This window comes from Bradyrhizobium sp. 1(2017), from assembly GCF_011602485.2.
GTDB lineage: Bacteria > Pseudomonadota > Alphaproteobacteria > Rhizobiales > Xanthobacteraceae > Bradyrhizobium.
Window position 1 is genome coordinate 4,773,390 of record NZ_CP050022.2, and the last position, 22,618, is coordinate 4,796,007.

The 22,618-nt window shown below is 65.9% G+C and carries 21 protein-coding genes; 14 read left to right on the forward strand and 7 right to left on the reverse strand.

Annotated elements, in window-relative coordinates:
• The first annotated feature begins 2 nt into the window (after positions 1-2).
• On the forward strand, positions 3-926 hold the full coding sequence (locus tag HAP40_RS22610; RefSeq protein WP_166815642.1) for an AEC family transporter: 924 nt from the start codon (positions 3-5) through the stop codon (positions 924-926).
• Here HAP40_RS22610 and HAP40_RS22615 read toward each other — a convergent pair whose 3' ends face one another.
• The 3 genes from HAP40_RS22615 to HAP40_RS22625 are packed head-to-tail and all read right to left on the reverse strand — an operon-like array spanning position 927 to position 4,140.
• A complete protein-coding gene (locus HAP40_RS22615) occupies positions 927-1,691 on the reverse strand; it encodes a CPBP family intramembrane glutamic endopeptidase (RefSeq protein WP_166815641.1) in 765 nt (254 codons plus the stop codon). It lies immediately after the preceding gene.
• 23 nt (positions 1,692-1,714) lie between these two features.
• Complete coding sequence (locus tag HAP40_RS22620) at positions 1,715-3,358, reverse strand: acyl-CoA dehydrogenase family protein (protein ID WP_166815640.1); 1,644 nt, start codon at positions 3,356-3,358, stop codon at positions 1,715-1,717.
• Positions 3,359-3,381: 23 nt separating this feature from the next.
• Positions 3,382-4,140, reverse strand: a complete 759-nt coding sequence (locus tag HAP40_RS22625) for a M15 family metallopeptidase (RefSeq protein ID WP_166815639.1) — start codon at positions 4,138-4,140, stop codon at positions 3,382-3,384.
• Positions 4,141-4,334: 194 nt separating this feature from the next.
• Here HAP40_RS22625 and HAP40_RS22630 point away from each other — a divergent pair, with 194 nt between their 5' ends.
• From HAP40_RS22630 to HAP40_RS22645, 4 genes are all read left to right on the forward strand, one after another.
• Entirely contained in the window at positions 4,335-5,282 is a 948-nt protein-coding gene (locus HAP40_RS22630; protein ID WP_166815638.1) for an aspartate carbamoyltransferase catalytic subunit, read from the forward strand.
• 5 nt (positions 5,283-5,287) lie between these two features.
• On the forward strand, positions 5,288-6,589 hold the full coding sequence (locus HAP40_RS22635; protein WP_166819402.1) for a dihydroorotase: 1,302 nt from the start codon (positions 5,288-5,290) through the stop codon (positions 6,587-6,589).
• A gap of 59 nt (positions 6,590-6,648) precedes the next feature.
• The gene (gene plsY, locus HAP40_RS22640) at positions 6,649-7,245 is read left to right on the forward strand and encodes a glycerol-3-phosphate 1-O-acyltransferase PlsY (protein ID WP_166815637.1); all 597 of its coding nucleotides are present in this window, start codon (positions 6,649-6,651) and stop codon (positions 7,243-7,245) included.
• 163 nt (positions 7,246-7,408) lie between these two features.
• Positions 7,409-8,617 carry a patatin-like phospholipase family protein gene (locus HAP40_RS22645; protein ID WP_166815636.1) on the forward strand — a complete coding sequence of 403 codons (1,209 nt, stop codon included), beginning with the start codon at positions 7,409-7,411 and terminating at the stop codon, positions 8,615-8,617.
• Here HAP40_RS22645 and HAP40_RS22650 read toward each other — a convergent pair.
• Positions 8,609-9,853 (reverse strand): amidase, encoded by a 1,245-nt coding sequence (locus HAP40_RS22650; protein ID WP_166815635.1) that lies wholly within the window; start codon positions 9,851-9,853, stop codon positions 8,609-8,611. The genes HAP40_RS22645 and HAP40_RS22650 overlap by 9 nt on opposite strands.
• A 91-nt stretch (positions 9,854-9,944) precedes the next feature.
• Between HAP40_RS22650 and dprA the strand changes: the two genes are divergently transcribed.
• Complete coding sequence (gene dprA / locus HAP40_RS22655) at positions 9,945-11,087, forward strand: DNA-processing protein DprA (protein WP_166815634.1); 1,143 nt, start codon at positions 9,945-9,947, stop codon at positions 11,085-11,087.
• Here dprA and HAP40_RS22660 read toward each other — a convergent pair.
• A complete protein-coding gene (locus HAP40_RS22660; protein ID WP_166815633.1) occupies positions 11,084-11,530 on the reverse strand; it encodes a winged helix-turn-helix transcriptional regulator in 447 nt (148 codons plus the stop codon). The genes dprA and HAP40_RS22660 overlap by 4 nt on opposite strands.
• A gap of 83 nt (positions 11,531-11,613) precedes the next feature.
• Between HAP40_RS22660 and HAP40_RS22665 the strand changes: the two genes are divergently transcribed.
• On the forward strand, positions 11,614-12,222 hold the full coding sequence (locus HAP40_RS22665) for an FMN-dependent NADH-azoreductase (RefSeq protein ID WP_166815632.1): 609 nt from the start codon (positions 11,614-11,616) through the stop codon (positions 12,220-12,222).
• Between the two features lie 66 nt (positions 12,223-12,288).
• Here the strand turns inward: HAP40_RS22665 and HAP40_RS22670 are convergent, their stop codons facing one another.
• Entirely contained in the window at positions 12,289-13,062 is a 774-nt protein-coding gene (locus tag HAP40_RS22670; RefSeq protein WP_166815631.1) for an SDR family oxidoreductase, read from the reverse strand.
• 121 nt (positions 13,063-13,183) lie between these two features.
• Here HAP40_RS22670 and HAP40_RS22675 point away from each other — a divergent pair, with 121 nt between their 5' ends.
• Positions 13,184-13,654, forward strand: a complete 471-nt coding sequence (locus HAP40_RS22675) for a winged helix-turn-helix transcriptional regulator (protein WP_166815630.1) — start codon at positions 13,184-13,186, stop codon at positions 13,652-13,654.
• A gap of 78 nt (positions 13,655-13,732) precedes the next feature.
• Here the strand turns inward: HAP40_RS22675 and HAP40_RS22680 are convergent, their stop codons facing one another.
• The gene (locus HAP40_RS22680; protein WP_166819401.1) at positions 13,733-13,972 is read right to left on the reverse strand and encodes a hypothetical protein; all 240 of its coding nucleotides are present in this window, start codon (positions 13,970-13,972) and stop codon (positions 13,733-13,735) included.
• 228 nt (positions 13,973-14,200) lie between these two features.
• Here HAP40_RS22680 and topA point away from each other — a divergent pair, with 228 nt between their 5' ends.
• The 6 genes from topA to rpmG all read left to right on the forward strand — a co-directional run bounded on the left by topA (position 14,201) and on the right by rpmG (position 22,405).
• Positions 14,201-16,945 carry a type I DNA topoisomerase gene (topA, locus tag HAP40_RS22685; protein WP_166815629.1) on the forward strand — a complete coding sequence of 915 codons (2,745 nt, stop codon included), beginning with the start codon at positions 14,201-14,203 and terminating at the stop codon, positions 16,943-16,945.
• 19 nt (positions 16,946-16,964) lie between these two features.
• Entirely contained in the window at positions 16,965-19,319 is a 2,355-nt protein-coding gene (gene rnr / locus HAP40_RS22690; RefSeq protein WP_166815628.1) for a ribonuclease R, read from the forward strand.
• A complete protein-coding gene (locus tag HAP40_RS22695) occupies positions 19,313-19,753 on the forward strand; it encodes a DUF983 domain-containing protein (RefSeq protein ID WP_166815627.1) in 441 nt (146 codons plus the stop codon). The genes rnr and HAP40_RS22695 overlap by 7 nt, the downstream gene beginning before the upstream one ends.
• Positions 19,754-19,784: 31 nt before the next feature.
• Positions 19,785-20,534, forward strand: coding sequence for an NUDIX hydrolase (locus HAP40_RS22700; RefSeq protein WP_166815626.1), 750 nt, complete (start codon positions 19,785-19,787; stop codon positions 20,532-20,534).
• A gap of 253 nt (positions 20,535-20,787) precedes the next feature.
• Positions 20,788-22,113, forward strand: coding sequence for an LLM class flavin-dependent oxidoreductase (locus HAP40_RS22705; RefSeq protein ID WP_166815625.1), 1,326 nt, complete (start codon positions 20,788-20,790; stop codon positions 22,111-22,113).
• 124 nt (positions 22,114-22,237) lie between these two features.
• A complete protein-coding gene (rpmG, locus tag HAP40_RS22710; protein ID WP_007603295.1) occupies positions 22,238-22,405 on the forward strand; it encodes a 50S ribosomal protein L33 in 168 nt (55 codons plus the stop codon).
• The last annotated feature ends 213 nt before the right edge of the window (positions 22,406-22,618 follow it).

A 22,618-nucleotide genomic window follows, 5' to 3' on the forward strand; every position in this document is an offset into this window, starting at 1 on the left:
CCATGGCCGTCGTCATCGCGGCGCTGCTGCCGGTCTTCATCCTCATCGTGCTCGGCATCGTGCTGAAGCGCAGCCTGATGCCGCTCGACACGCAATGGCACGGCCTGGAGCGGCTGACCTATTTCGTGCTGTTTCCGATGTTGCTGATCCAGACGCTGGTGAGGGCCGACCTGTCAAAGGTGCCGGTCGCCGGCGTCGGCGGCGCGCTGCTGCTGTCGGCGCTCGTGATGTCGCTCTTGTGTCTCGCGCTGCGCCCCGCTCTGTCGCGGTTCGGCATCGACGGTCCCGCCTTCACCTCGATCTTCCAGGGCGCAACGCGCTGGCAGACCTTCGTCGGGCTGTCGGTCGCCGCCAACATGTTCGGCGATGTCGGGCTGGCGCTGGCCTCGGTAGCGATGGTCGCGATCATTCCCCTGGTCAACGTGCTGAGCGTCGTCGTGCTCGCCCATTACGCGGCGCCCGAGAAGCAGTCGGCACGCACGATCGTCATGACGGTGGTCCGCAATCCCCTGATCTGGGCCTGCGCGATCGGGCTCGCCGTCAACCTGTTGCACCTGCCGCTGCCGAAGATCTGGCACGACGTGGCGGACGCGCTGAGCCGCTCCTCGCTCGCGATCGGCCTGCTCGTCACCGGCGCCGGCCTTCATCTCCAGGGCCTGTTGCGCCCGAGCCTGGGCGCGGCCGTCGGTGTCGTGTTCAAGCTCGTGCTGATGCCCGCGCTCGCGATGGGGCTCGGCGTCTGGTTCGGGCTGTCCGGCAACAGCCTCGCGATCGTGGCGATCTGCTCGGCGGTGCCGACGTCGTCCAGCGCCTATGTCATGGCCCGCCAGATGGGCGGCGACGCGCCGCTTCTGGCGCAGATCATCACGCTGCAGACGATCTTCGCCGCCGTGACGATGCCGGTCGCGATCGCGCTGGCGGCCTGATCACAGTCCCAGCCACATGGTCAGCACCACCGCCGTCAAATTGTTCAGCGCGTGCAGCACGATCGTGAGCCAGAGCGAATTGGCGCGGTAGCGCATGTAACCGAACCACAATCCGATGCAGAAGACCTCGGCGAGGAAGTACAGGTCGTACTGCAAATGCACGATCGTCCATACCAGCGACGACAGCAGGATCGCGCCGGGCACACGCAGGAAGCTTTCCGACCAGCCGCGATAGAGGAAGCCCCGCGCCAGGACTTCCTCCGACATCGGCGCCGCCACGCTGAACGCGAACAGCAACAGCAGGGCTGCACCCTTGTCGCGGCCGGATTTCAACAGATCGGTCATGAAGCCCGGCGTCGCCTCGCGGCCGAGTGCGCGCGACATCGTCTCCCAGACCACCACGATCAGGATGAGGCCGATGACGCCGAACAGCAGTTGCTTCCAGGACGGCCAATGCAGCGCGAGATAATCGACGAGGGACGCCTTCTTGAGGCGAATGGCGAGCCAGACCGCGGCCAACGTTGCCGGCAGCCCCATGGCGACCGACAGCGCGAGCGCCTGAGGCTCACGGCCGACGAGTTGCAGCGAGGCGAGGTCCATGGGAAGCCCGCGCTGCGCCACCAGCAGAACAATGGCACCGATCTGCCCGACGAACATCGCGGAGAAGATCACGAGGCCCCACAGCGCCGTGCCCCAGAACATCCAGACGCGCGGTGCCGCAGGCGTCTCGGCGAGCGGTGGATGATCGGGATTGAGGGAATCCATCAGAAGGCTTTCGTTCGGGAGATTCACGGCAGCGCCCGTTCAAGCAGCGCGCGCACGTCACCATTGTCGAGCTCAACGGCACCGTACATGCTGGCATGGTTGGCGGCGAGACGCGTGCTCCCGAACAGTTCCGCACCATGCGGAGACACGCCGTTGAGCGCCGCAGCCGCGGCAAGCAGCGCCAGCTTCTCGACCGCAAGCCGGGCGACGCGCTCGCCGTCGGGGCGGCGGAAGGTCTTGCTGATGAGCGCCACCGCCTCACCCGCCCCTGGCAGGCCCTTGGTCTCGGCCGCCAGCGATTGCAGCACCGCCATGGCCGCCTCCGGCTCGCGCGAGAGCGCGCGGAGCACGTCGAGGCACATCACGTTGCCCGAGCCTTCCCAGATCGCGTTGACCGGCGACTCCCGATAGTGGCGCGCCAGAATGCCGTCCTCGACATAGCCGTTGCCGCCGAGGCACTCCATCGCCTCGTAGAGGAACGGTGGCGCACTCTTGCAGGTCCAGTATTTGATCGCTGGCGTCAGCAGCCGCATATAGGCGGCCTCGGCAGCGTCGTTCGGCATGCGGTCGAAGGCGCGGCAGAGCCGCATCACCAGCGCCGTGCTCGCCTCGACATGCAGTGCCATGTCCGACAGCACGGCCTGCATTAGGGGCTGGTCCGCGAGATGCTTCTGGAACACGCTGCGATGACGGGCATGATGCAGCGCATGGGCGAGCCCAGAGCGCATCAGGCCGACGGAGGCGATCGCGCAATCCTGCCGCGTCAGCTGCACCATCTGGATGATGGTGCGAATGCCCTTGCCCTCCTCGCCCACGGCTTCGGCATAGGCGCCGACGAACTCGACCTCCGAGGAGGCGTTGGAGCGGTTGCCGAGCTTGTCCTTCAGCCGCTGGAACTGGATCGCGTTCACCGAGCCATCCGGCGCAAAGCGCGGCATGAAGAAGCAGGTCAGGCCACCTTCGGCCTGTGCCAGCACCAGGAACGCATCGCACATCGGCGCCGACATGAACCATTTGTGGCCGGTGATGCGATAGGCATTTCCCTCGCGCACGGCCCGGCTCATGTTGGCGCGGACGTCGGTGCCGCCCTGCTTCTCGGTCATGCCCATGCCGAGCGTCATGCCGCGCTTGTCCCACCACGGCGCGAAGCCGGGATCATAGCTCTTCGTCGACAGCACCGGCATCACGCGCGCGAGCAGATCGGGCTGCATCGCCATCGCGGCCACCGAGGCACGCGTCATCGTGATCGGACAGAGATGGCCGGTCTCGACCTGCGCGGCCATGTAGAACTTTGCAGCGCGGATGACCTCGGCGGCATCGCCCGCGGGCTTGCCATCAGCCGTCCACGTCGCATTGTGCACACCGGCATGCGCGCTGCGCGCCATCAGCTCGTGATAGGCGGGATGAAACTCGACCTGATCGCGGCGATTGCCCTTGGCATCGAAGCTGCGCAGCTTCGGCGTGTTCTCGTTCGCGGCGCGCCCGCGATCGGCCATCGCTGCCGAGCCCCACTCTCTGCCGAACGCCGACAGCTCGCGCTCCGCCGCCGCGCCACCATTGGCTTTCACCGCCTCGACCAGCGGCCGATCCACCGCGAACAGGTCGACGTCCTCGAACGGCGGCGACTGGTTGAAGACCTCGTGGGTCGCAAAGCTTGGCTGGGTCATAAGCGCTTCCTCGGAGCGGACTTTTAGTTCCGCCGCGGCTGGATCGGGAAATCATAGGCCGCACCGCCCGCCCCCGGCAGGGAAAAATGCCACCACTCCTTCGAATAGTTCACAAAGCCTTGCCTGGCCATCGCAGCCACCAGCCGCTTGCGCCAGGCGCGTTGCTCCGGAGTGATCGATGGTGCCGCAGTGTGCCCCTTCGCGTCGGTACAGTCGTAACCGGTGCCCATGTCGACACTGCCCTCCGGTGCCCGGCCCTCGGCCGGCGCCGTGCAATCGGCATACGTCTTCGACGGATCGTATCTGGCCGAATTGTCTGCCCTGAGATCGACCAGCGTGAGATCGAGCGCCGCGCCGGTGGAGTGCTGCGAGCGGCTCGCGATGTAACCCTGGCGAAACAGCTCGGTCTTCGGAATTCTCGGGTTGTAGCGCCGCTCGGCCGCCGTTTCGTGGCCGTTCTGCGACCATTTCACCATGTCGAGCGAGGCCCGCGCGGGACGGTAGCAATCAAACATCTTGAGCGAGAGATTTTGCGCGGCCAGTTCCTCCTGAACCGCCTTCAGCCGCAGCCCCACCTCCCGCTTCACCACGCATTCGCCGGCACCGTAACCGGCGAGCGGACGGCCGACGAAATTGTTCGACGTGGCGTAGCGGATGTCCTGAATGATGCCGGGATCGATGTCCCGCAGGTAGACGAACCCGCCGGGAAGCGATTGGGCGTGGGCCGGTGAGATTGAGGCGACTGCGAGAAATGAAATCAAAACTGGTCTAACGAGACGCATTCGCTTCCCCTGCCATTCCGGGGCAGCTCGAAGAGCCGAACCCGGAATCTCGAGATTCTCGGGTGCGGGAGCCGCACCCTAGCTCGATGCTTCGCATCGCCCCGGAATGACGGCAAGACAGATCGGGGGATAACTCCCGTCCCACCGTTTGCCCCTTGCTCCCCCCGCCATCCGCCCCTATAGCTCTGCTTTTAATGACATCGAAATCGACCTTCGTCCTCGGCCACCGGCATTTGCTGGGCATCGAGGGCCTTTCCGCGGCCGACATCACCGGCCTCCTCGACCTGTCCGAAGAATATGTCGAGCTCAACCGCCAGGTTGACAAGAAGCGCACCGTCCTGCGTGGACGGACGCAGGTGAACCTCTTCTTCGAGGCGTCCACCCGAACCCAATCCTCGTTCGAGCTCGCGGGAAAGCGGCTCGGCGCCGACGTCATGAACATGTCGGTGTCCTCGTCCTCGATCCGCAAGGGCGAAACCCTGATCGACACTGCGGTGACGCTGAACGCGATGCACCCGGATATCCTGGTGGTGCGCCATCACGCCTCCGGCGCGGTGGAACTGCTGGCGCGCAAGGTTGACGGTTCCGTGATCAATGCCGGCGACGGCGCGCATGAGCATCCGACGCAGGCGCTGCTGGATGCGCTCACCATCCGCCGCAACAAGGGCCGGATCGAAGGCCTCGTGGTCGCGATCTGCGGCGACGTGCTCCATTCGCGCGTCGCCCGCTCCAACATCATCCTGCTCAACACGATGGGCGCCCGCGTCCGCGTCGTCGGCCCTTCCACGCTCTTGCCGACCGGCATCGAGCGGATGGGCGTCGAGGTCGCGCGCGACATGCGCGAGGGCCTGGAGGGCGCCGACATCGTCATGATGCTCCGCCTGCAGCGCGAGCGCATGAACGGCTCCTTTGTGCCCTCGTCATCGGAATACTTCCACTATTTCGGGCTCGACCAGAAGAAGCTCGCCTACGCCAAGCCGGATGCCCTCGTGATGCATCCCGGTCCCATGAACCGCGGCGTGGAGATCGACTCGATCGTGGCCGACGGCGCGCAGTCCCTGATCCGCGAACAGGTGGAGATGGGCGTCGCGGTCCGTATGGCCGTGCTGGAAGCGCTCGCCCGCAACCTGCCGAACGCGTGATGCCGATGCTGACCGATCGCCGCCCCATCCTGCTTGCCAACGCCCGCGTCGTTGATCCCTCCAGGGACTTTGACGGCGTCGGCGACGTCCTCATCGCCGACGGCGCCATCCGCGAGACCCGCCGCGGCATCGGCGCGGCCGGCGTCCCCGAGGGCACCGACATCGTCAACTGCTCCGGCAAGATCGTGGCGCCGGGCCTGATCGACATGCGTGCCTTCGTGGGCGAGCCCGGCCTCAGCCACCGCGAGACCTTTGCCTCGGCGAGCCAGGCCGCCGCGACCGGCGGCATCACCACCATCATCTGCCAGCCCGATACTTCTCCGGTTATCGATAACTCGGCGACGGTCGACTTCGTGATGCGCCGCGCCCGCGACACCGCGATCGTCAACATCCAGCCGATGGCCGCCCTCACCAAGGGCATGGACGGCCAGGAGATGACCGAGTTCGGTCTGTTGAAAGCGGCCGGCGCGGTCGCCTTCAGTGACGGCGACAGGAGCGTGACCAACGCCCAGGTGATGCGCCGCGCGCTGACCTATGCCCGCGACTTCGACGCGCTGATCGTGCATCACACCGAGGACCCGAACCTCGTCGGCGAAGGCGTGATGAACGAGGGCGAGTTCGCGACCCGGCTTGGCCTGATGGGCATCCCGAATGCCGCCGAAGCCGTGATGCTGGAGCGCGACCTGCGCCTCGTCGCCCTCACCGGCGGCCGCTATCACGCGGCCTCGCTGACCTGCATCGATTCCCTCGACATCCTCCAGCGCGCCCGCGATGCCGGCCTCGCCGTCAGCGCCTCGGTCTCGATCAACCATTTGGCGCTCAACGAGAACGACATCGGTCCTTACCGGTCGTTCCTGAAGCTGTCGCCGCCGCTGCGCACCGAGGACGACCGCCGCGCGCTGGTGGCGGCGCTCGCCTCCGGCCTGCTCGACGTCATCATGTCCGACCACAATCCGCAGGACGTCGAGGTCAAGCGCCTGCCGTTCGCGGAAGCCGCGCCCGGCGCGGTCGGGCTCGAGACCATGCTGCCCGCGGGCCTGCGCCTCGTGCACAATGGCGAACTGGAACTGACGACGCTGATCCGCGCGATGTCGACGCGCCCGGCCGAGCTGCTCGGGCTCCCCGGTGGAACCCTGCGCGCCGGCAGCCCCGCCGACGTCATCGTGATCGACCCCGATACGCCCTGGGTGGTCGATCCCGCCGACCTCAAATCGCCCTGCAAGAACACTCCGTTCGACGAGGCCCGCTTTACAGGCCGCGTGGTGCGCACCATTGTCGGCGGCCGGACGGTCTATGAGCATGTCTGACGTGCCCGATCGTTCGGCATTGAAATCGAGATGGAAATCCTGCCTTTGGAGCTGCCGCCATGGGGCTTGAAGCATTTTTGCCGGTGGCCTTCGTCATCGGCTACCTCCTCGGCTCGATCCCGTTCGGCCTGATCCTGACCAGGCTCGCGGGCACGCAGGACATCCGCTCGATCGGCTCCGGCAGCATCGGCGCCACCAACGTGCTGCGCACGGGACGCAAGAGCCTCGCCGCCGGCACCCTGCTGCTCGACGCGCTCAAGGGCACCGTGGCCGTGGTGATCGCCGGCTACATCGCAGGTCCCAATGCCGCCATGGCGGCCGGGCTCGGCGCGTTCCTCGGCCATCTCTTCCCGGTCTGGCTGAAGTTCAAAGGCGGCAAAGGCGTCGCCGTCTATATCGGCATTCTGCTCGGCCTGTTCTGGCCTGGCGCCGTCGTGTTCTGCCTGCTTTGGCTCGCCACCGCCTTCACCACCCGCTACTCCTCGCTCTCGGCGCTGGTGGCGGCCTTCATCACGCCGATGTTCCTGTGGTGGTTCGGCCACCTCGCATTGGCCGCACTGACAGCAGTGCTGACCCTGCTGCTGTTCTACGCGCATCGCGAGAACATCAAGCGCCTGCAAGGGGGCAAGGAAAGCCGGATCGGCGAGAAGGCCTAGAGCCGTTTTCGAGCGAAGCCGGGCATCTACGGATACCGAAGCGGCCTCTCCACATTATATCCCAAATCCTGTTCGCAACTGACGGCCGAATCACGGTTGTATTGGCGAGCGGGATCCGGAGCTGTCATCCTGACGGCGGAAACGGCGATACGCGGTGCTCAGAATGAGCGAGAAGATTGTCGGCGTGCATGACGGGATTGGTTCGCCGGGCGCGATGCGCACCGCGGCAAGCCGGCTGCTCTCGACAACCGACATCTGGTCTCAGGCACCCTCGCCGCCTCCGGCGCCAGAGCCTCTTCCTGTTGTGCCGCCAGCGCCGCAGCCCGATCCGATCGCACAAGCACCTGTGACGACCGAGGTCGTGACTACAGCCGCACCCGTTGCACCCAAGCAGCTACACGCCGGCCAATGGCCGCCACGAAGATTGTCGCTGGCGCTCCAGGGCGGCGGCACCTTTGCCGCCTTCAGCTGGGGCGTGCTGGAGCGGCTGCTGGAAGAGCCTGATATCCTGATCGACACCATCAGTGGCGCCAGCGCCGGCGCCATCAATGCGCTGCTGCTCGCCTGCGGCCTAGCCGAAGGCGGCCGCGAAGGCGCGCGGTCGCGGCTGAACCGGTTCTGGGTCCGGCTGATGCACGAGGCCTCGTTCCGCTCGCTGATGCTGATCGGCGGCTTTTCGCCGGCGGGAAGCTCGGTTGCGTTCGGGCCGACGCTGCGCTCCGGCCAGTTCGATCCGTTCGATCTCGATCCACTGCGGCAGGCGCTCTTGCGCGACATCGATTTTGCCGCCCTGCGCGACGCAAAATGCCCAAGACTCTTGATTGCGGCGACGCGGATCCGAGACGGGCAGCAGCAGATCTTCCGTAACGATGCCATCACCGCCGACGTCGCGCTGGCCTCGACGTGCCCGCCCCTCGTTCACTGCGCCGTCGAGATCGACGGCGAGGCCTATTGGGACGGCGGCTTCGGCGGCAACCCGCCGCTGCTGCGGCTGGCGCAGGAAACGACGACGCCCGATGTCCTGCTGATCCAGGTCACGCCGGCGCGCGACAGCTACGTGCCGATCACGCTCGCCGCGATCGACCGCCGGCTCGACCAGATCGCGGCCAACGCCGCGCTCAACGCCGAGATCGCCGCCATCGAATGGGCGCAGGCTCATGCCGCACCGTCGCTGCGGCTGTCCAGGATCGCGGCCGAAGACTCCGTCGACGGGCTGGCGCAGCGCTCGTCCACCGATCTCGGCCGCGGCTTCATTCGCCTCCTGCACCGGAGCGGCCGCGAGGCCGCCGAGCGTTGGCTCCGCCAAGGCCCGGACGGCAGCGCATCCGCGCGCGATCAAAAGGCGGCTCGCGCCGAACCTGCGCTAGCCTGATTTCGCCAGCGCCTCTTCCAGGAACCAGGCCGCCGCAAGTGCGAGCGGATCGTTGCCGAAGCGCGCGATCACCTGCACGCCGATCGGCAGACCATTTGCCTTCAGCACCGGCACGTTGACGCAGGGATTGCCCATCAGGGTCCACAACCGGTTGTAGCGGGGGTCGCCGGTGGTCGCGAGCTCCTTGGCCGGCGCCGTGCCCGGCGCGGAATAGGTCAAGAGCACATCGACCCCTTCGAACAGCTCGCCGAGCTCGCGCCGGCCGCGGCGGCTGATCCGCCGCGCCTCGTCGTAATCCTTGGGCGTCAGTCCCGCCGTCGCATCGAGGCTGGCGCGCAGCATCGGTGCGATCTCGTCGTGCCGTTCCGAAAACTCCCAGGCCAGCGCGCGGTGCGCCTCGAAATCCTGGACGATCGGATGGATGCGCCAGGCCTCCTGTACCGCCTCGGGCAGATCGATCGTCTGCACATTGGCGCCGGCACGCGTCGCCGCCTGGATCGCAGCCTGCAACCCCTGCTCGGCCGCCGGCTCGACGGCGCCGGCAAACTCCTGCCTGACCACGCCGATGCGCGGCGACTTCGCCGCGACGATGCCTGCGAATTCGTTGCGTCCCGTCATCGCCTGCAGCCCGCGCGCCAGATCCTCCGCGCGGGCGCCGAACAGGCCGACCGTGTCGAGCGCCCATGAATAGCATTTCACGCCGACCGTCGGCAGCATCCGGAACGACGGCTTGATCGCTGCCGTCCCGCAATAGGCCGCAGGCCGGATCACCGAGCCGCCGGTCTGCGTACCCAGTGCCAGCGGGATCATGCCGGCGCCGACCGCTGCGGCCGAGCCCGACGACGAGCCGCCCGGCGAGTGACCAAGGTTGTGCGGATTGAGCGTCGGCGTTGGATCGCGCGAGGCGAACGCCGTGGTCGTGGTCTTGCCGATGATGGTGGCGCCCGCCCGCTTCAGCATCATCACCACAGGCGCGTCCGAACGCGGCTGCCAGCCGCGATAGATCTCCGAGCCCATCTCGGTCGGCATATTGGCGGTGTCGATGATGTCCTTGATGCCGACGGCGATGCCACGCAGCGGGCCGGAGCCTTGCGCCTTCGCGGATTTGTCATGACGGACGAAGGCGCGGACGTCCTTCTCCTTGGCCTCGATCGCCGCGTGGGACTGAGCGATGGCGGCATCAGGCGACAGCTCGCCAGTTTCGATGCGGCGCTGGAGGTCGGCGAGTGAGATCATGGCAAAATCCTTGTTATTGGCATCGCTTTTAGCATCGGAGCAAAGCCGCGCAAGCGCACGCCACTGTTGCGCAACGCCCTCTGGTTGTTCCATGCTGCTCCTACAAGGAGACGCCGTGGACGCCATCAATCCGAGCGTGGAGCTGACCGAGTCTGACAGGATCGACCGCCTGCGTCTGATCCGCTCCGACAATGTCGGTCCGCGCACCTTCCGCTCGCTGGTCGATCATTTCGGCACCGCGCGGGCGGCGCTGGAACGGCTGCCTGATCTCGCGCGGCGCGGCGGAGCGCAGCGATCGGGGCGCATCTGCAGCGCCGATGAGGCCAAGGCCGAACTTGCCGCGAGCCGTAAATTCGGCATCGCCTGGCGCGCGCCCGGCGAGGAAGGCTATCCGGCGCGGCTCGCAATGATCGACGACGCGCCGCCGCTGCTGGCCGTACGCGGAGACGCCAAAACCTTGATGCGGCCGATGATCGCGATCGTCGGTTCGCGCAATGCCTCCGGCGCCGGGCTGAAATTCGCTGGATTGCTTGCGCGCGAGCTCGGCGAAGCCGGCTTTGTCGTCATCTCCGGCCTCGCCCGCGGTGTCGACCAGGCAGCGCATCGCACGAGCGTCGAAAGCGGCACTATCGCCGTGCTCGCCGGCGGACATGATTGCATCTATCCGCCCGAGCATGGCGATCTGCTCGCATCGATCCTCGATCACGAAGGCGCCGCGATCTCCGAGATGCCGCTCGGCCATGAGCCGCGCGCCCGCGACTTTCCCCGCCGCAACCGCTTGATCTCCGGCGCCTCGCTCGGCGTGGTCGTGGTGGAAGCCGCGCACCGCTCGGGCTCGCTGATCACCGCGCGCATGGCGGCCGAGCAGGGCCGCGAAGTGTTCGCGGTGCCGGGCTCGCCGCTCGATCCGCGCGCCGCCGGCGCCAACGATCTGATCAAGCAGGGCGCGACGCTCGTCACGGAAGCTGCCGACATCGTCAACGCGGTCCAGCCGATCATGGAGCGGCCACTGATGATTCCTGCGAGCGAGCCCGACAGCGAGCCGTTCGAGAGCGATCCGCAAGGCCACGACCGCGACCAGATCACCGGCCTGCTCGGCCCCGCGCCGGTTTCAATCGATGATCTCGTGCGGATGTCCGGCGCCTCGCCTGCGATCGTGCGCACCGTCCTCCTGGAGCTCGAGCTGGCCGGAAAGCTCGAGCGTCACGGCGGCGGCTTGGTGTCTTTGATCTAGGTCTCGTTTCGCTCGTCGAACCGCGACCGCGCCGTCGCGATCTGCGTCTGGTGCTTGATCGCCCACTCGCCGAGCGCTTTGACCGGCTGCTGGAGACCACGGCCGAGATCGGTCAGCTCATAATCGACCCGCGGGGGAATCGTGGGAAAGATCGTGCGCGTGACGAGGCCATCGCGCTCCAGCCCGCGTAGCGTCAATGTCAGCATGCGCTGCGAGATGCCGTTGATCATGCGCTTCAGCTCGTTGAAGCGCTTGGGCCCGTCGCTCAGCATCATGATGACGAACACGCTCCATTTGTCGCCGACGCGGGACAGCACGGAGGCGACCCCACGGCAGTCCGCATGGTTGGGATCCGGCGTCGGATCGGGCCTCGTATCCGACCTCGGATTTTGCCTCGGCGGCGCAGGCAAATCGGTGTTCGCAGGTTTCAAAGATGTGCCCATGGCTCAAAAAAGTGCGTTCTTGCGGGGATTTCAACAGTCACTCATGTAGTGCTGGTTACAAACATATACCATGGGTGACCCCAATGAAACTCCTCCATCTCGACTCCAGCGTCCTCGGCCCCCACTCCGTCAGCCGGCAGGTCTCGGCGGCTATCGTCGACCGGTTCCGCCAGGCACCCCCCGCGCTCGACATCACCTATCGCGATCTGACCCAGACCCCGCTCGCCCATCTTTCGGGCCCGCATCTTGCGGCCGCGCAAGGCGCCCCGGCGTCGGCGGAACTCGCCCCCGACCTCGCCGCGAGCGCGGCTGCGCTGGACGAGTTTTTGGCCGCCGACATCGTCGTGATCGGCGCGCCCATGTACAATTTCACCATTCCGAGCCAGCTCAAGGCCTGGATCGACCGCATCCTCGTTGCGGGCAAGACGTTCAGCTATGGAGCGAATGGACCGCAAGGCCTTGCCGGCGGCAAGCGCGTTATCGTGGCCATCTCGCGCGGCGGTTATTACGGCGCGGAGACGCCATCCGCGGCCGGCGAACACCTCGAAACCTATCTGCGCTGGGTGTTCGGCTTCATCGGCATCACCAACGTCGAATTCATCCCGGCCGACGGCATCCAGGTCGGGCCGGAGCACCGCGAAAAGGCGATTGCCGGCGCGCTCCAGTCGGCAACCAGCCTGCGCGCGGCGTAGGGCTCGACACGGCCGAGCCATCGGGCGCAACGCGAATGTTGCGCCCGACGAGGTCCGCTCGAGCGATCAGCCCCGATAGATCGGCGCGCCGCTTGGAGAGGCGACCGCGCCGCCGTCCACGAAGATCTCCTGACCCTGCACATGGGCGGCATCGTCGGAGGCGAGGAACAGCACCGTCTTCGCAACGTGGTCCGTTTCGCCGATGCGGCCGAGCGGCGTCGACAGCGCGATCCGCTTCTCGAATGCCTTCTCGGCCTCGGGCGTTGCGACCGCAGGTCCCCAGATCGGGGTGCGGATCGCGCCGGGCGCGACCACGTTGACGCGGATGCCGCGCGGCGACAACTCCGAGGCCATGATCCGCGCCATCGCGCGCACGCCCGCCTTGGCGGCGCCGTAAGCGGAGTAACCGGGAATGCCGAGCACGGAGATCACCGAGCCGTTGAGGATGATCGAGGCATTGTCGTTGAGATAGGGCAGCGCGGATTGAACGGTGAAGAACACGCCGGTGAGGTTCGTGCTGATGACTTTCTCGAAGACCTCCAGCGTCGCCGATCCCAGCGGCGTGCCGCCGGCGATGCCGGCATTGGCGAACACGATGTCGAACTTGCCGAACTTTTCCGCGCCCTTCTTGATCGCAGCCTCCGTCGCGGCAATGTCGGTCGCGTCGGCGGCGAGTGCGAGCGCGTTCGGCCCGAGCTCTTTCGCGGCCGCTTCCAGCGTCTCCCTGTTGCGGCCGGTGATCACCACCCTGGCGCCCTCGGCCACGAACAGTTTTGCCGTCGCAAGCCCGATGCCGCTGTTGCCGCCGGTGATCAGGGCCGTCTTGTTCTTCAGTCTCACGCTCGCCTCCAGTAGTTGCATAATGAAACTAGATTGCCATCTAGGGCATACGGTTTTATGATGCAACCACACAAGCGCGTGATCGGCCGCCAAGCCGTGCGAACGCGACAGGACGAAGGTGATGGTGAAACGGACGAGCTTTGAGGGCGACGCCTGCCCGATCGCGCGCTCGCTGGACGCGCTCGGCGACTGGTGGTCGCTGCTGATCATCCGCGAGGCGCTGTTCGGCGTCCGCCGCTTCGGCGAGTTTCAGAACAAGCTCGGCATGGCCAGGAACATCCTGTCGGCGCGCCTGCGCGCATTGGTCGATCACGGCATTCTGACAACCGCCCCCGCCTCCGACGGCAGCGCCTATTCCGAATATGTGCTGACGCCGAAGGGCCGCGGCACCTTCCCGATCCTGGTGGCCCTGCGGCAATGGAGCGAGGAGTTCGACGACCACCCCGAGGAGATCGCGACCATTCTGGTCGATCGCGAGAAAAGCCGCCCGGTGAAGAAGCTGGAGATGCGGGCCGAGGACGGGCGGCTGCTCAGCCCGGCGGATACCATGTTGAAGCCGCGGGCCGCGCCGCGCCGGCGGTCGGCTGGGTAGCGACGCGGCGCCCAATCTCACATCGTCCTGGCTTTCGCCAGGACGACATCGGTGAAGCGCATCTCGCGCCTGGCGCCCCTACGACAGCTTGCGCTTGCTTCGCAGCCGCAGGTGCTCGTCGGCCTCGAGCTGCGTCATGCCCAATAAATAATGCAACACGTGCAGCTTGTGGCGCTCGGCAAGCTTGCGGAGGGCAGCCGTCTGCTCGGCGATGAAGGCCACCGCCTCATCCGCCCCGCCTTCCCCCGGTTCCTCGTTGCGCGAGCCTCCCGGCGCGCCTGTTGCGACGCGCGCTCGTTTCTTTGCTGGCTTCGTCACCAGACCCCATCCCGAATCCATGCCCCGCGCCAACCTTACGCCGACATCGGCCGCAACTCCAAGGTGGTATTCTGCAACTTTCTCGATATGAAACTTTTCCCATCGCGGCGGCTTTCAACAGCCCTCGATTTGACAGGAACGGCCTCACCACCCATGTTCGGGTCGAAACGGCCGACCCGAGTCCTTTCGTTTTCGGCCTAAGATTTTCCCGTAAGTTACTGGAACTACATGAATATCGTTATTGTGGAGTCGCCGGCGAAAGCCAAGACGATCAACAAATATCTGGGCTCGTCCTACGAGGTCCTGGCGTCGTTCGGCCATGTCCGCGACCTTCCCGCCAAAAACGGCTCCGTCGATCCCGACTCAAATTTCAAGATGATCTGGGAGGTCGATCCCAAGGCCGCCGGCCGGCTGAACGATATCGCCAAGTCTCTGAAGGGTGCTGACCGCCTGATCCTCGCCACCGACCCCGATCGCGAGGGCGAGGCCATCTCCTGGCACGTGCTGGAGGTGATGAAGGAGAAGCGCGCGCTGAAGGATCAGAAGATCGAGCGCGTGGTGTTCAATGCCATCACCAAGCAGGCCGTCTCGGAGGCGATGAAGAATCCGCGCCAGATCGACGGCGCGCTGGTCGATGCCTATATGGCGCGCCGCGCGCTGGACTATCTGGTCGGCTTCACCCTCTCCCCGGTGCTGTGGCGCAAGCTGCCGGGCGCACGCTCGGCCGGCCGCGTGCAGTCGGTGGCGCTGCGCCTTGTCTGCGATCGCGAGCTCGAGATCGAAAAGTTCGTGCCGCGGGAATATTGGTCGCTGGTCGCGACCCTGCTGACGCCGCGCGGCGATGCCTTCGAGGCCCGCCTCGTCGGCGCCGACGGCAAGAAGATCCAGCGCCTCGACATCGGCACCGGCGCGGAAGCCGAAGACTTCAAGAAGGCGCTGGAGGCAGCCGCCTACGCCGTGACCGCAGTGGACGCCAAGCCCGCGCGGCGCAATCCGCAGGCGCCCTTCACCACCTCGACGCTGCAGCAGGAAGCCAGCCGCAAATATGGCTTTGCGCCCGCGCACACGATGCGGATCGCCCAGCGCCTTTATGAAGGCATCGACATCGGCGGCGAGACCACTGGACTCATTACTTATATGCGGACCGACGGCGTGCAGATCGCGCCCGAAGCGATCACCCAGGCGCGCAAAGTGATCGGCGAGGATTACGGCAACGCCTATGTGCCGGACGCCCCGCGCCAGTACCAGGCCAAGGCCAAGAACGCCCAGGAAGCGCACGAGGCGATCCGCCCGACCGACATGTCACGCCGTCCCGACAGCATGAGCCGCAAGCTCGATGCCGATCAGGCGAAACTCTATGAGCTGATCTGGAAGCGCACCATCGCGAGCCAGATGGAATCGGCCGAGCTCGAGCGCACCACCGTCGACATCACGGCAAAAGCAGGCCCCCGTACGCTGGAGCTGCGCGCGACCGGCCAGGTCATCAAGTTCGACGGCTTCCTCGCGCTCTATCAGGAAGGCCGCGACGACGAGGAGGACGAGGACTCCCGCCGCCTGCCCGCGATGAGCCCGAACGACGCCCTGAAGCGGCAGAGCCTGTCCGTCACCCAGCATTTCACCGAGCCGCCGCCGCGCTTCTCCGAGGCATCGCTGGTCAAGCGCATGGAAGAGCTCGGCATCGGCCGGCCCTCCACCTACGCCTCGATCCTCCAGGTGTTGAAGGACCGCGGCTACGTCAAGCTGGAGAAGAAGCGCCTGCATGGCGAGGACAAGGGCCGCGTCGTGGTCGCGTTCCTGGAAAGCTTCTTCAGCCGTTACGTCGAGTACGATTTCACGGCCGGTCTCGAAGAGCAGCTCGACCGCATCTCCAACAACGAGATCTCCTGGCAGCAGGTGCTGAAGGATTTCTGGACCGGCTTCATCGGTGCCGTCGACGAGATCAAGGATCTGCGCGTCGCGCAGGTGCTCGACGTGCTCGACGAGATGCTCGGACAGCACATCTATCCACCCCGCGCCGATGGCGGCGATATCAGGCAATGCCCGAACTGCGGCACCGGCCGGCTCAATCTCAAGGCCGGCAAGTTCGGGGCCTTCGTCGGCTGCTCGAACTATCCGGAATGCCGCTACACCCGCCAGCTCGCTGCCGACGGCGAAGCCAGCGCCGACCGCTCGCTCGGCCAGGACCCCGACACCGGGCGCGATGTCTGGGTCAAGGCCGGCCGCTTCGGGCCCTACATCCAGCTCGGCGAGCAGAAGGACTATGAGGAAGGCGAGAAGCCGAAACGCGCGGGGATTCCCAAGGGCACCTCGCCCAGCGACGTCAACCTCGAGCTCGCGCTGAAACTCCTGTCGCTGCCGCGTGAGATCGGCAAGCATCCGGAAACCGGTCAGCCGATCACCGCGGGCCTCGGCCGCTTCGGGCCGTTCGTAAAGCACGAGAAGACCTATGCCAGCCTCGAGGCCGGCGACGAGGTCTTCAATATCGGCCTCAACCGCGCCGTGACGCTGATCGCGGAAAAGGTCGCCAAGGGTCCGAGCCGGCGCTTCGGCGCCGATCCCGGCAAGGCGCTCGGGGATCATCCGAGCCTCGGCACCGTCTCCGTGAAGAGCGGCCGCTACGGCGCCTATGTCACGGCCGGCGGCGTCAACGCGACCATTCCGGCCGAGTTCGAGAAGGAGACCGTCACGCTGGCCCAGGCCATCGCGCTGATCGACGAGCGCGCGGCCAAGGGCGGCGGCAAGACCAAGGCGAAGAAGGCGGCAAAGCCGGCCAAGGCCAAGAAGGCTGCGGACAAGGTCGACGGCGAGGACGCCACGCCAAAGCCGAAGAAAGCGGCCGCGAAGAAGGCGGCCAAACCCAAATCCGAATCCACCAGCAAGGCGCGCGCAGCCGTGTCGTCGACGGCGAAGACGTCGCCGACCAAGTCCGCCGCCACCAAGGCTCCGGCCAAGAAGAGTGCCGGCAAGACTTGAGTGAAGAATTAGAGGTTAAGTGAAACGCAAGAATGACCGTGGCTTTCCCGACAGGCAAGCCATCGTCGCCTTCATCAAGGCAAATCATGGAAAGGTGGGAACTCGCGAAATCGCGCGCGAGTTCGGCCTGAAGAACGCCGATCGCGTCGAGCTCAAGCGCATGCTGCGCGAGCTCGCGGACGAAGGCATCATCAAGAAAAAACGCCACAAGGTCTCGGAGCCGGACACGCTCCCGCCGACATTGCTCGCCGACATCACGGGGCGCGACTCCGACGGCGAATTGATCGCCGCCCCCGCCGAATGGGACGAGGTCGAGAGCGGCGAGCCCCCGAAGATCCTGATCGAAATGCCGCGCCGGCCCAAGCCCGGGACCGCGGCCGGCGTCGGTGATCGCGCGCTGCTGCGCATCGAGCGAACCGACGAGGACGAAGGCCCGGCCTATCGCGGCCGCATCATCAAGGTCATCGACAAGGCCAAGAGCCGTATCCTCGGCGTCTTCCGCAGCCTGCCCGAAGGCGGCGGACGACTCGTCGCCGTCGACAAGAAATTCGCCGACCGCGAATTGAACATTGCCGAGACCGACACGGGCGGCGCGCAGGACGGCGATCTCGTCAGCGTCGACCTCGTCCGCTCGCGCGGCTTTGGCCTCGCTTCGGGCCGCGTGAAAGAGAAGCTCGGCTCGGTCAAGTCGGAGAAGGCGATCAGCCTGATCGCGATCTACGCCCACGAGATCCCCTTGCAATTCTCCGCCGCCGCCGTGCGCGAGGCGGAGGCGGCAGAGCCCGCCAATCTGAAGGGCCGCGAGGACTGGCGCGACGTGCCGCTCGTCACCATCGATCCGCCGGATGCGAAGGACCACGACGACGCGGTGCATGCGCAAGCGGACGACGATCCCAACAACAAGGGCGGCTTCATCGTCAACGTCGCCATTGCCGACGTCAGCTTCTACGTCCGGCCGGGCACCGCGCTCGACCGCGACGCGCTCGATCGCGGCAACTCGGTCTATTTCCCCGACCGCGTCGTGCCGATGCTGCCCGAGCGCATTTCCAACAATCTCTGCTCGCTGGTGCCGGGCGAGCCGCGCGGCGCGCTCGCGGTGCGGATGGTGCTCGGCCCCGACGGACGCAAGCGCTCGCACAGCTTCCATCGCATCCTGATGCGTTCGGCGGCGAAGCTGAGCTACGCGCAGGCCCAGGCCGCGATCGACGGACGCCCCGACGACACCACCGGCCCCCTGCTCGATCCGATCCTCAAACCGCTCTATGCCGCTTATGCCTGTGCCAAGCGCGCCCGCGACGAGCGCGATCCGCTCAATCTCGATCTGCCCGAGCGCAAGATCCTGCTGAAGAGCGACGGCACGGTCGACCGCGTCGTGGTCCCTGAACGTCTCGATGCGCACAAGCTGATCGAGGAGTTCATGATCCTCGCCAACGTCGCGGCGGCGGAGATGCTGGAGAAAAAATCGCTGCCGCTGATCTACCGCGTGCATGACGAGCCGACCCTGGAGAAGGTCCACGCGCTCTCCGAGTTCCTGGAGACGCTCGACATCCCCTTCACGAAATCAGGCGCATTGCGCCCGACGCTGTTCAACCGCGTGCTGGCCCAGCTCGAAGGCCACGACTATTATCCGCTGGTCAGCGAAGTCGTGCTGCGCGCCCAGGCGCAGGCTGAGTATTCGTCCGAGAATTACGGACATTTCGGCCTGAATTTGCGCCGCTACGCGCATTTCACCTCGCCGATCCGCCGCTATGCCGACCTCGTCGTGCATCGCGCACTGGTCCGCGCGCTCGGCCTCGGCGAAGGCGCGCTGCCCGACAGCGAGACGCCGGAGAGCCTCAGCGAGGTCGCCGCGCATATTTCGCTGACCGAGCGCCGCGCGATGAAGGCGGAGCGCGAGACCGTCGACCGCCTGATCGCCCACCATCTCGCCGACCGCATCGGCGCCAGCTTCCAGGGCCGCGTCTCCGGCGTCACCCGCGCCGGCCTGTTCGTCAAGCTGAGCGAGACCGGCGCCGACGGACTGATCCCGATCCGATCCCTCGGCACGGAATATTTCAACTATGACGAGGGCCGACATGCCCTCGTCGGCACGCGCAGCGGCACGATGTATCAGCTGGGTGACGTGGTCGACGTCCGCCTGATCGAAGCCGCTCCGATCGCCGGCGCGCTGCGTTTCGAGCTGCTGTCGTCGGAGAGCGAGAGCTCGCCACGCGAGCGCCGGCAGTTCCGTCAGCAGCGCAAATCGTCAAAACCTCATCCCGGCCGCAGCCCAGAGAGAAAACGCAAGCCGACGAAGCAGAAATCCGGCAAACCCAAGAAGGGCAAAGGAAATAACAAGGGGAAAGGCGGGGGGCAGAAGGGCAAGGCATGGTGACGATGAGCACGGCCCCGAAAATCTGGACGCGCGAGACCGGCCTCGTCGAGAAACGCGACGTCTGGACCGCGATGAAGCGCGGCTTTCGCAGCCGCTGCCCGCGCTGCGGCGAAGGCAAGCTGTTCCGCGCCTTCCTGAAGACGGCGGACAATTGCGCCCAATGCGGCCTCGATTTCACGCCGCATCGTGCCGACGATCTGCCCGCCTATCTCGTCATCGTCATCGTCGGCCACATCGTGGTGCCGGCCATCCTCTGGATTGAGACCAACTACTCGACGCCGGTCTGGCTCAGCTTCGTCGCCTATCTGCCCTTCACCTTCGTCGCCTCGCTTGCGCTGTTGCAGCCGGTGAAGGGAGCCGTGGTCGGCTTGCAATGGGCTCTGCGCATGCACGGCTTTGACGAGAACCCTCCGGATGGTATTCCGCCGGTGTAAGCAATAAGCAAAAAACGCTCTGGGTGAGGATATGACGGATACTTCGCAGGCAGCAGAAAAGGCCAAGATCCACGAGGGCAAGGAAGCCGACCATCATCCCTATTTCCGCCCGAAGGATGCCGCGACACTGATCCTCGTCGATCGCAGCGGCAGCATCCCAAAGGTGCTGGTCGGCAAGCGCCACGACAAGGTCGTGTTCATGCCCGGAAAGTTCGTCTTCCCCGGCGGCCGCGTCGACAAGGATGATTACCGCGTGCCGTGCGCCGCGCCCATCACCACCGAGCTGGAAGCCAATCTCGCCAAGGGCAGCCCGAAGACCCCGGCTTCGCGCGCGAAATCGCTCGCCATTGCCGCGATCCGCGAGGCCTGCGAGGAGACCGGCCTCTGCCTCGGGCGCAAAGCCGAGGGCAAGGCAAAGCTCGAGGGTCCCTGGAAGCCGTTCGCGGATGCGGGCCTCCTGCCCGATCCCTCCAGCCTGTTCCTGATCGCCCGCGCCATCACCCCACCCGGCCGCGTCAAGCGCTTCGACACGCGCTTCTTCACCGCGGATGCCTCCGCAATCACCCATCGCGTCGACGGCGTGATCCATGCCGATGCCGAGCTGGTCGAGCTGGTCTGGGTCGAGCTCGGCTCAAAGCCCCTCGCAGATCTGCATCCGATGACGCGCAACGTGCTCAACGAGCTCGACTCGCGCCTCGCCACCGGCCCGATCCGTCACGATGCGCCGGTGCCGTTCTTCCACTTCTACGGCGGCAAGATGCAGAAGGATATTTTGAGCTAAGCAGCTCTCCTTTCGTCATTCCGGGGCACGCGTAGCGCGAGCTATGATGCGCAATTGCGCATCTGAGAATCCATCCATCGTCGGTCTGTGCGGCCCAATGGATTCCGGGCTCGCCGCCGTGCGGCGCCCCGGAACGACGAGAACGTGCTGAGGGCGTCGTGAAAAACAAAATAATCTTCCCGCCATCCCCAATGGCGGAGTTCCCCGGCATGCCTATGTCTTCCCGAGCGTCACCAAGAACGGACACCGGGCGATGGCACAACGGCAACTCAAGCTTGGCGCGTTCATGCGCCCGATCAGCATCCACACCGGCGCCTGGCGCTATCCCGGGGCCTGGCCCGACGCCAATTTCAACTTCTCACACATCAAGCAGCTGATCCGGAAGCTCGAGGCCGGCAAGTTCGACGCCTTCTTCATGGCCGACCACCTCGCCGTCCTCAACATGCCGATCAACGCGCTCAAGCGCAGCCACACCGTGACCTCGTTCGAGCCGTTCACGCTGCTGTCGGCACTCTCGGCGGTCACTGAGCGCATCGGCCTGATCGCGACCGGCTCGACCACGTTCGACGAGCCCTATCACGTCGCCCGCCGCTTCGCCTCGCTTGACCATCTCAGCGGCGGCCGTGCGGGCTGGAACGTCGTCACCACCTCGAATCCCGATGCGGCGCTGAATTTCGGCCTCGACGATCACATGGAGCATGCCGAGCGCTACAAGCGCGCGCGTGAGTTCTACGACGTCGTCACGGGCCTGTGGGATTCCTTCGCCGACGATGCCTTCGTGCGCGATGTCGAGAGCGGCCTGTTCTTCGATCCCGCGAAGATGCACACGCTCGACCACAACGGCAAATATCTGAAGGTGCGCGGTCCTCTCAACATCGCCCGCCCCGTGCAGGGCTGGCCTGTCATCGTGCAGGCCGGCGCCTCCGAGGACGGCAAGCAGCTCGCCGCCGAGACCGCCGAAGCCGTCTTCACCGGCGGCGGCAGCCTCGCCGACGGGCAGAAACTCTACGCCGACATCAAGGGCCGCATGGAGAAGGTCGGCCGCGACCCCGAGCACCTCAAGATCCTTCCCGGCGCCTTCGTCGTGGTCGGCGACAGCGTCGATGAGGCCAAGGAGAAACGTGCCCTGCTCGACAGCCGCGTGCATTACGACAGCGCCATCGCCTCGCTCTCGGTTATCCTCGGCACCGACGCCTCCGGTTTCGATCCCGACGGCCCGCTCCCTGACATCCCCGAGACCAATGCCAGCAAGAGCGCACGCCAGCGCATGGTCGATCTCGCCGCGCGCGAGAAGCTCACCGTGCGCCAACTCGCCCAGCGCGTCGGCGGATATGGCGGCCTGTCCTTCGTCGGCACCGCCAAAACCATCGCCGATCAGATGGAGGAATGGCTGGTCGGGCGCGGCTCCGACGGCTTCAACATCATGTTCCCGTTCCTGCCGGCCGGCCTCGACGATTTCGTCGACAAGGTCGTCCCGGAACTGCAGCGCCGCGGGATTTTCCGCAAAGAGTACGAAGGGCCCACTTTGAGGGAGAATTTGGGCCTGCCGCGGCCGAAAAACCGGTTCTTCGAGGCCTGATCGGGCCGATTTGAGGGGTTTTCCGAGTGTAAAACCTTGACTTCCAGCCGTTTCTGGCTAGGTTGCCGGCCAACGCGGGCCGTTTGGCCGGCTCCAGATTCCCCGATATTCTGAGGTTCAGAACATGGCCAAAGCGGTCACCATCAAGGTCAAGCTCGTGTCCTCGGCCGACACCGGCTTCTACTACGTCGCCAAGAAGAATTCGCGCACCATGACCGACAAGCTGGTCAAGAAGAAGTACGATCCGGTCGCGCGCAAGCACGTCGAATTCCGCGAAGCCAAGATCAAGTAAGAAGATCAAGCAAGATCGGCTTGAGCGTCGAAGAATTTTGCGGGGCCCTTTCGGGCCCCGTTTTTATTTTGGCTATTCTCTCATGTCCCGGACACGCCGCAGCGTGAAGCGCTGCCGCGTAGGACCGCGACCCGGAAAGCCATACAGCACGCCGCAAAAACATAGGCCCCGGCTCTGCAGCGCACCGCTGAAGAAGCGCTGCGCTGCGTCCGG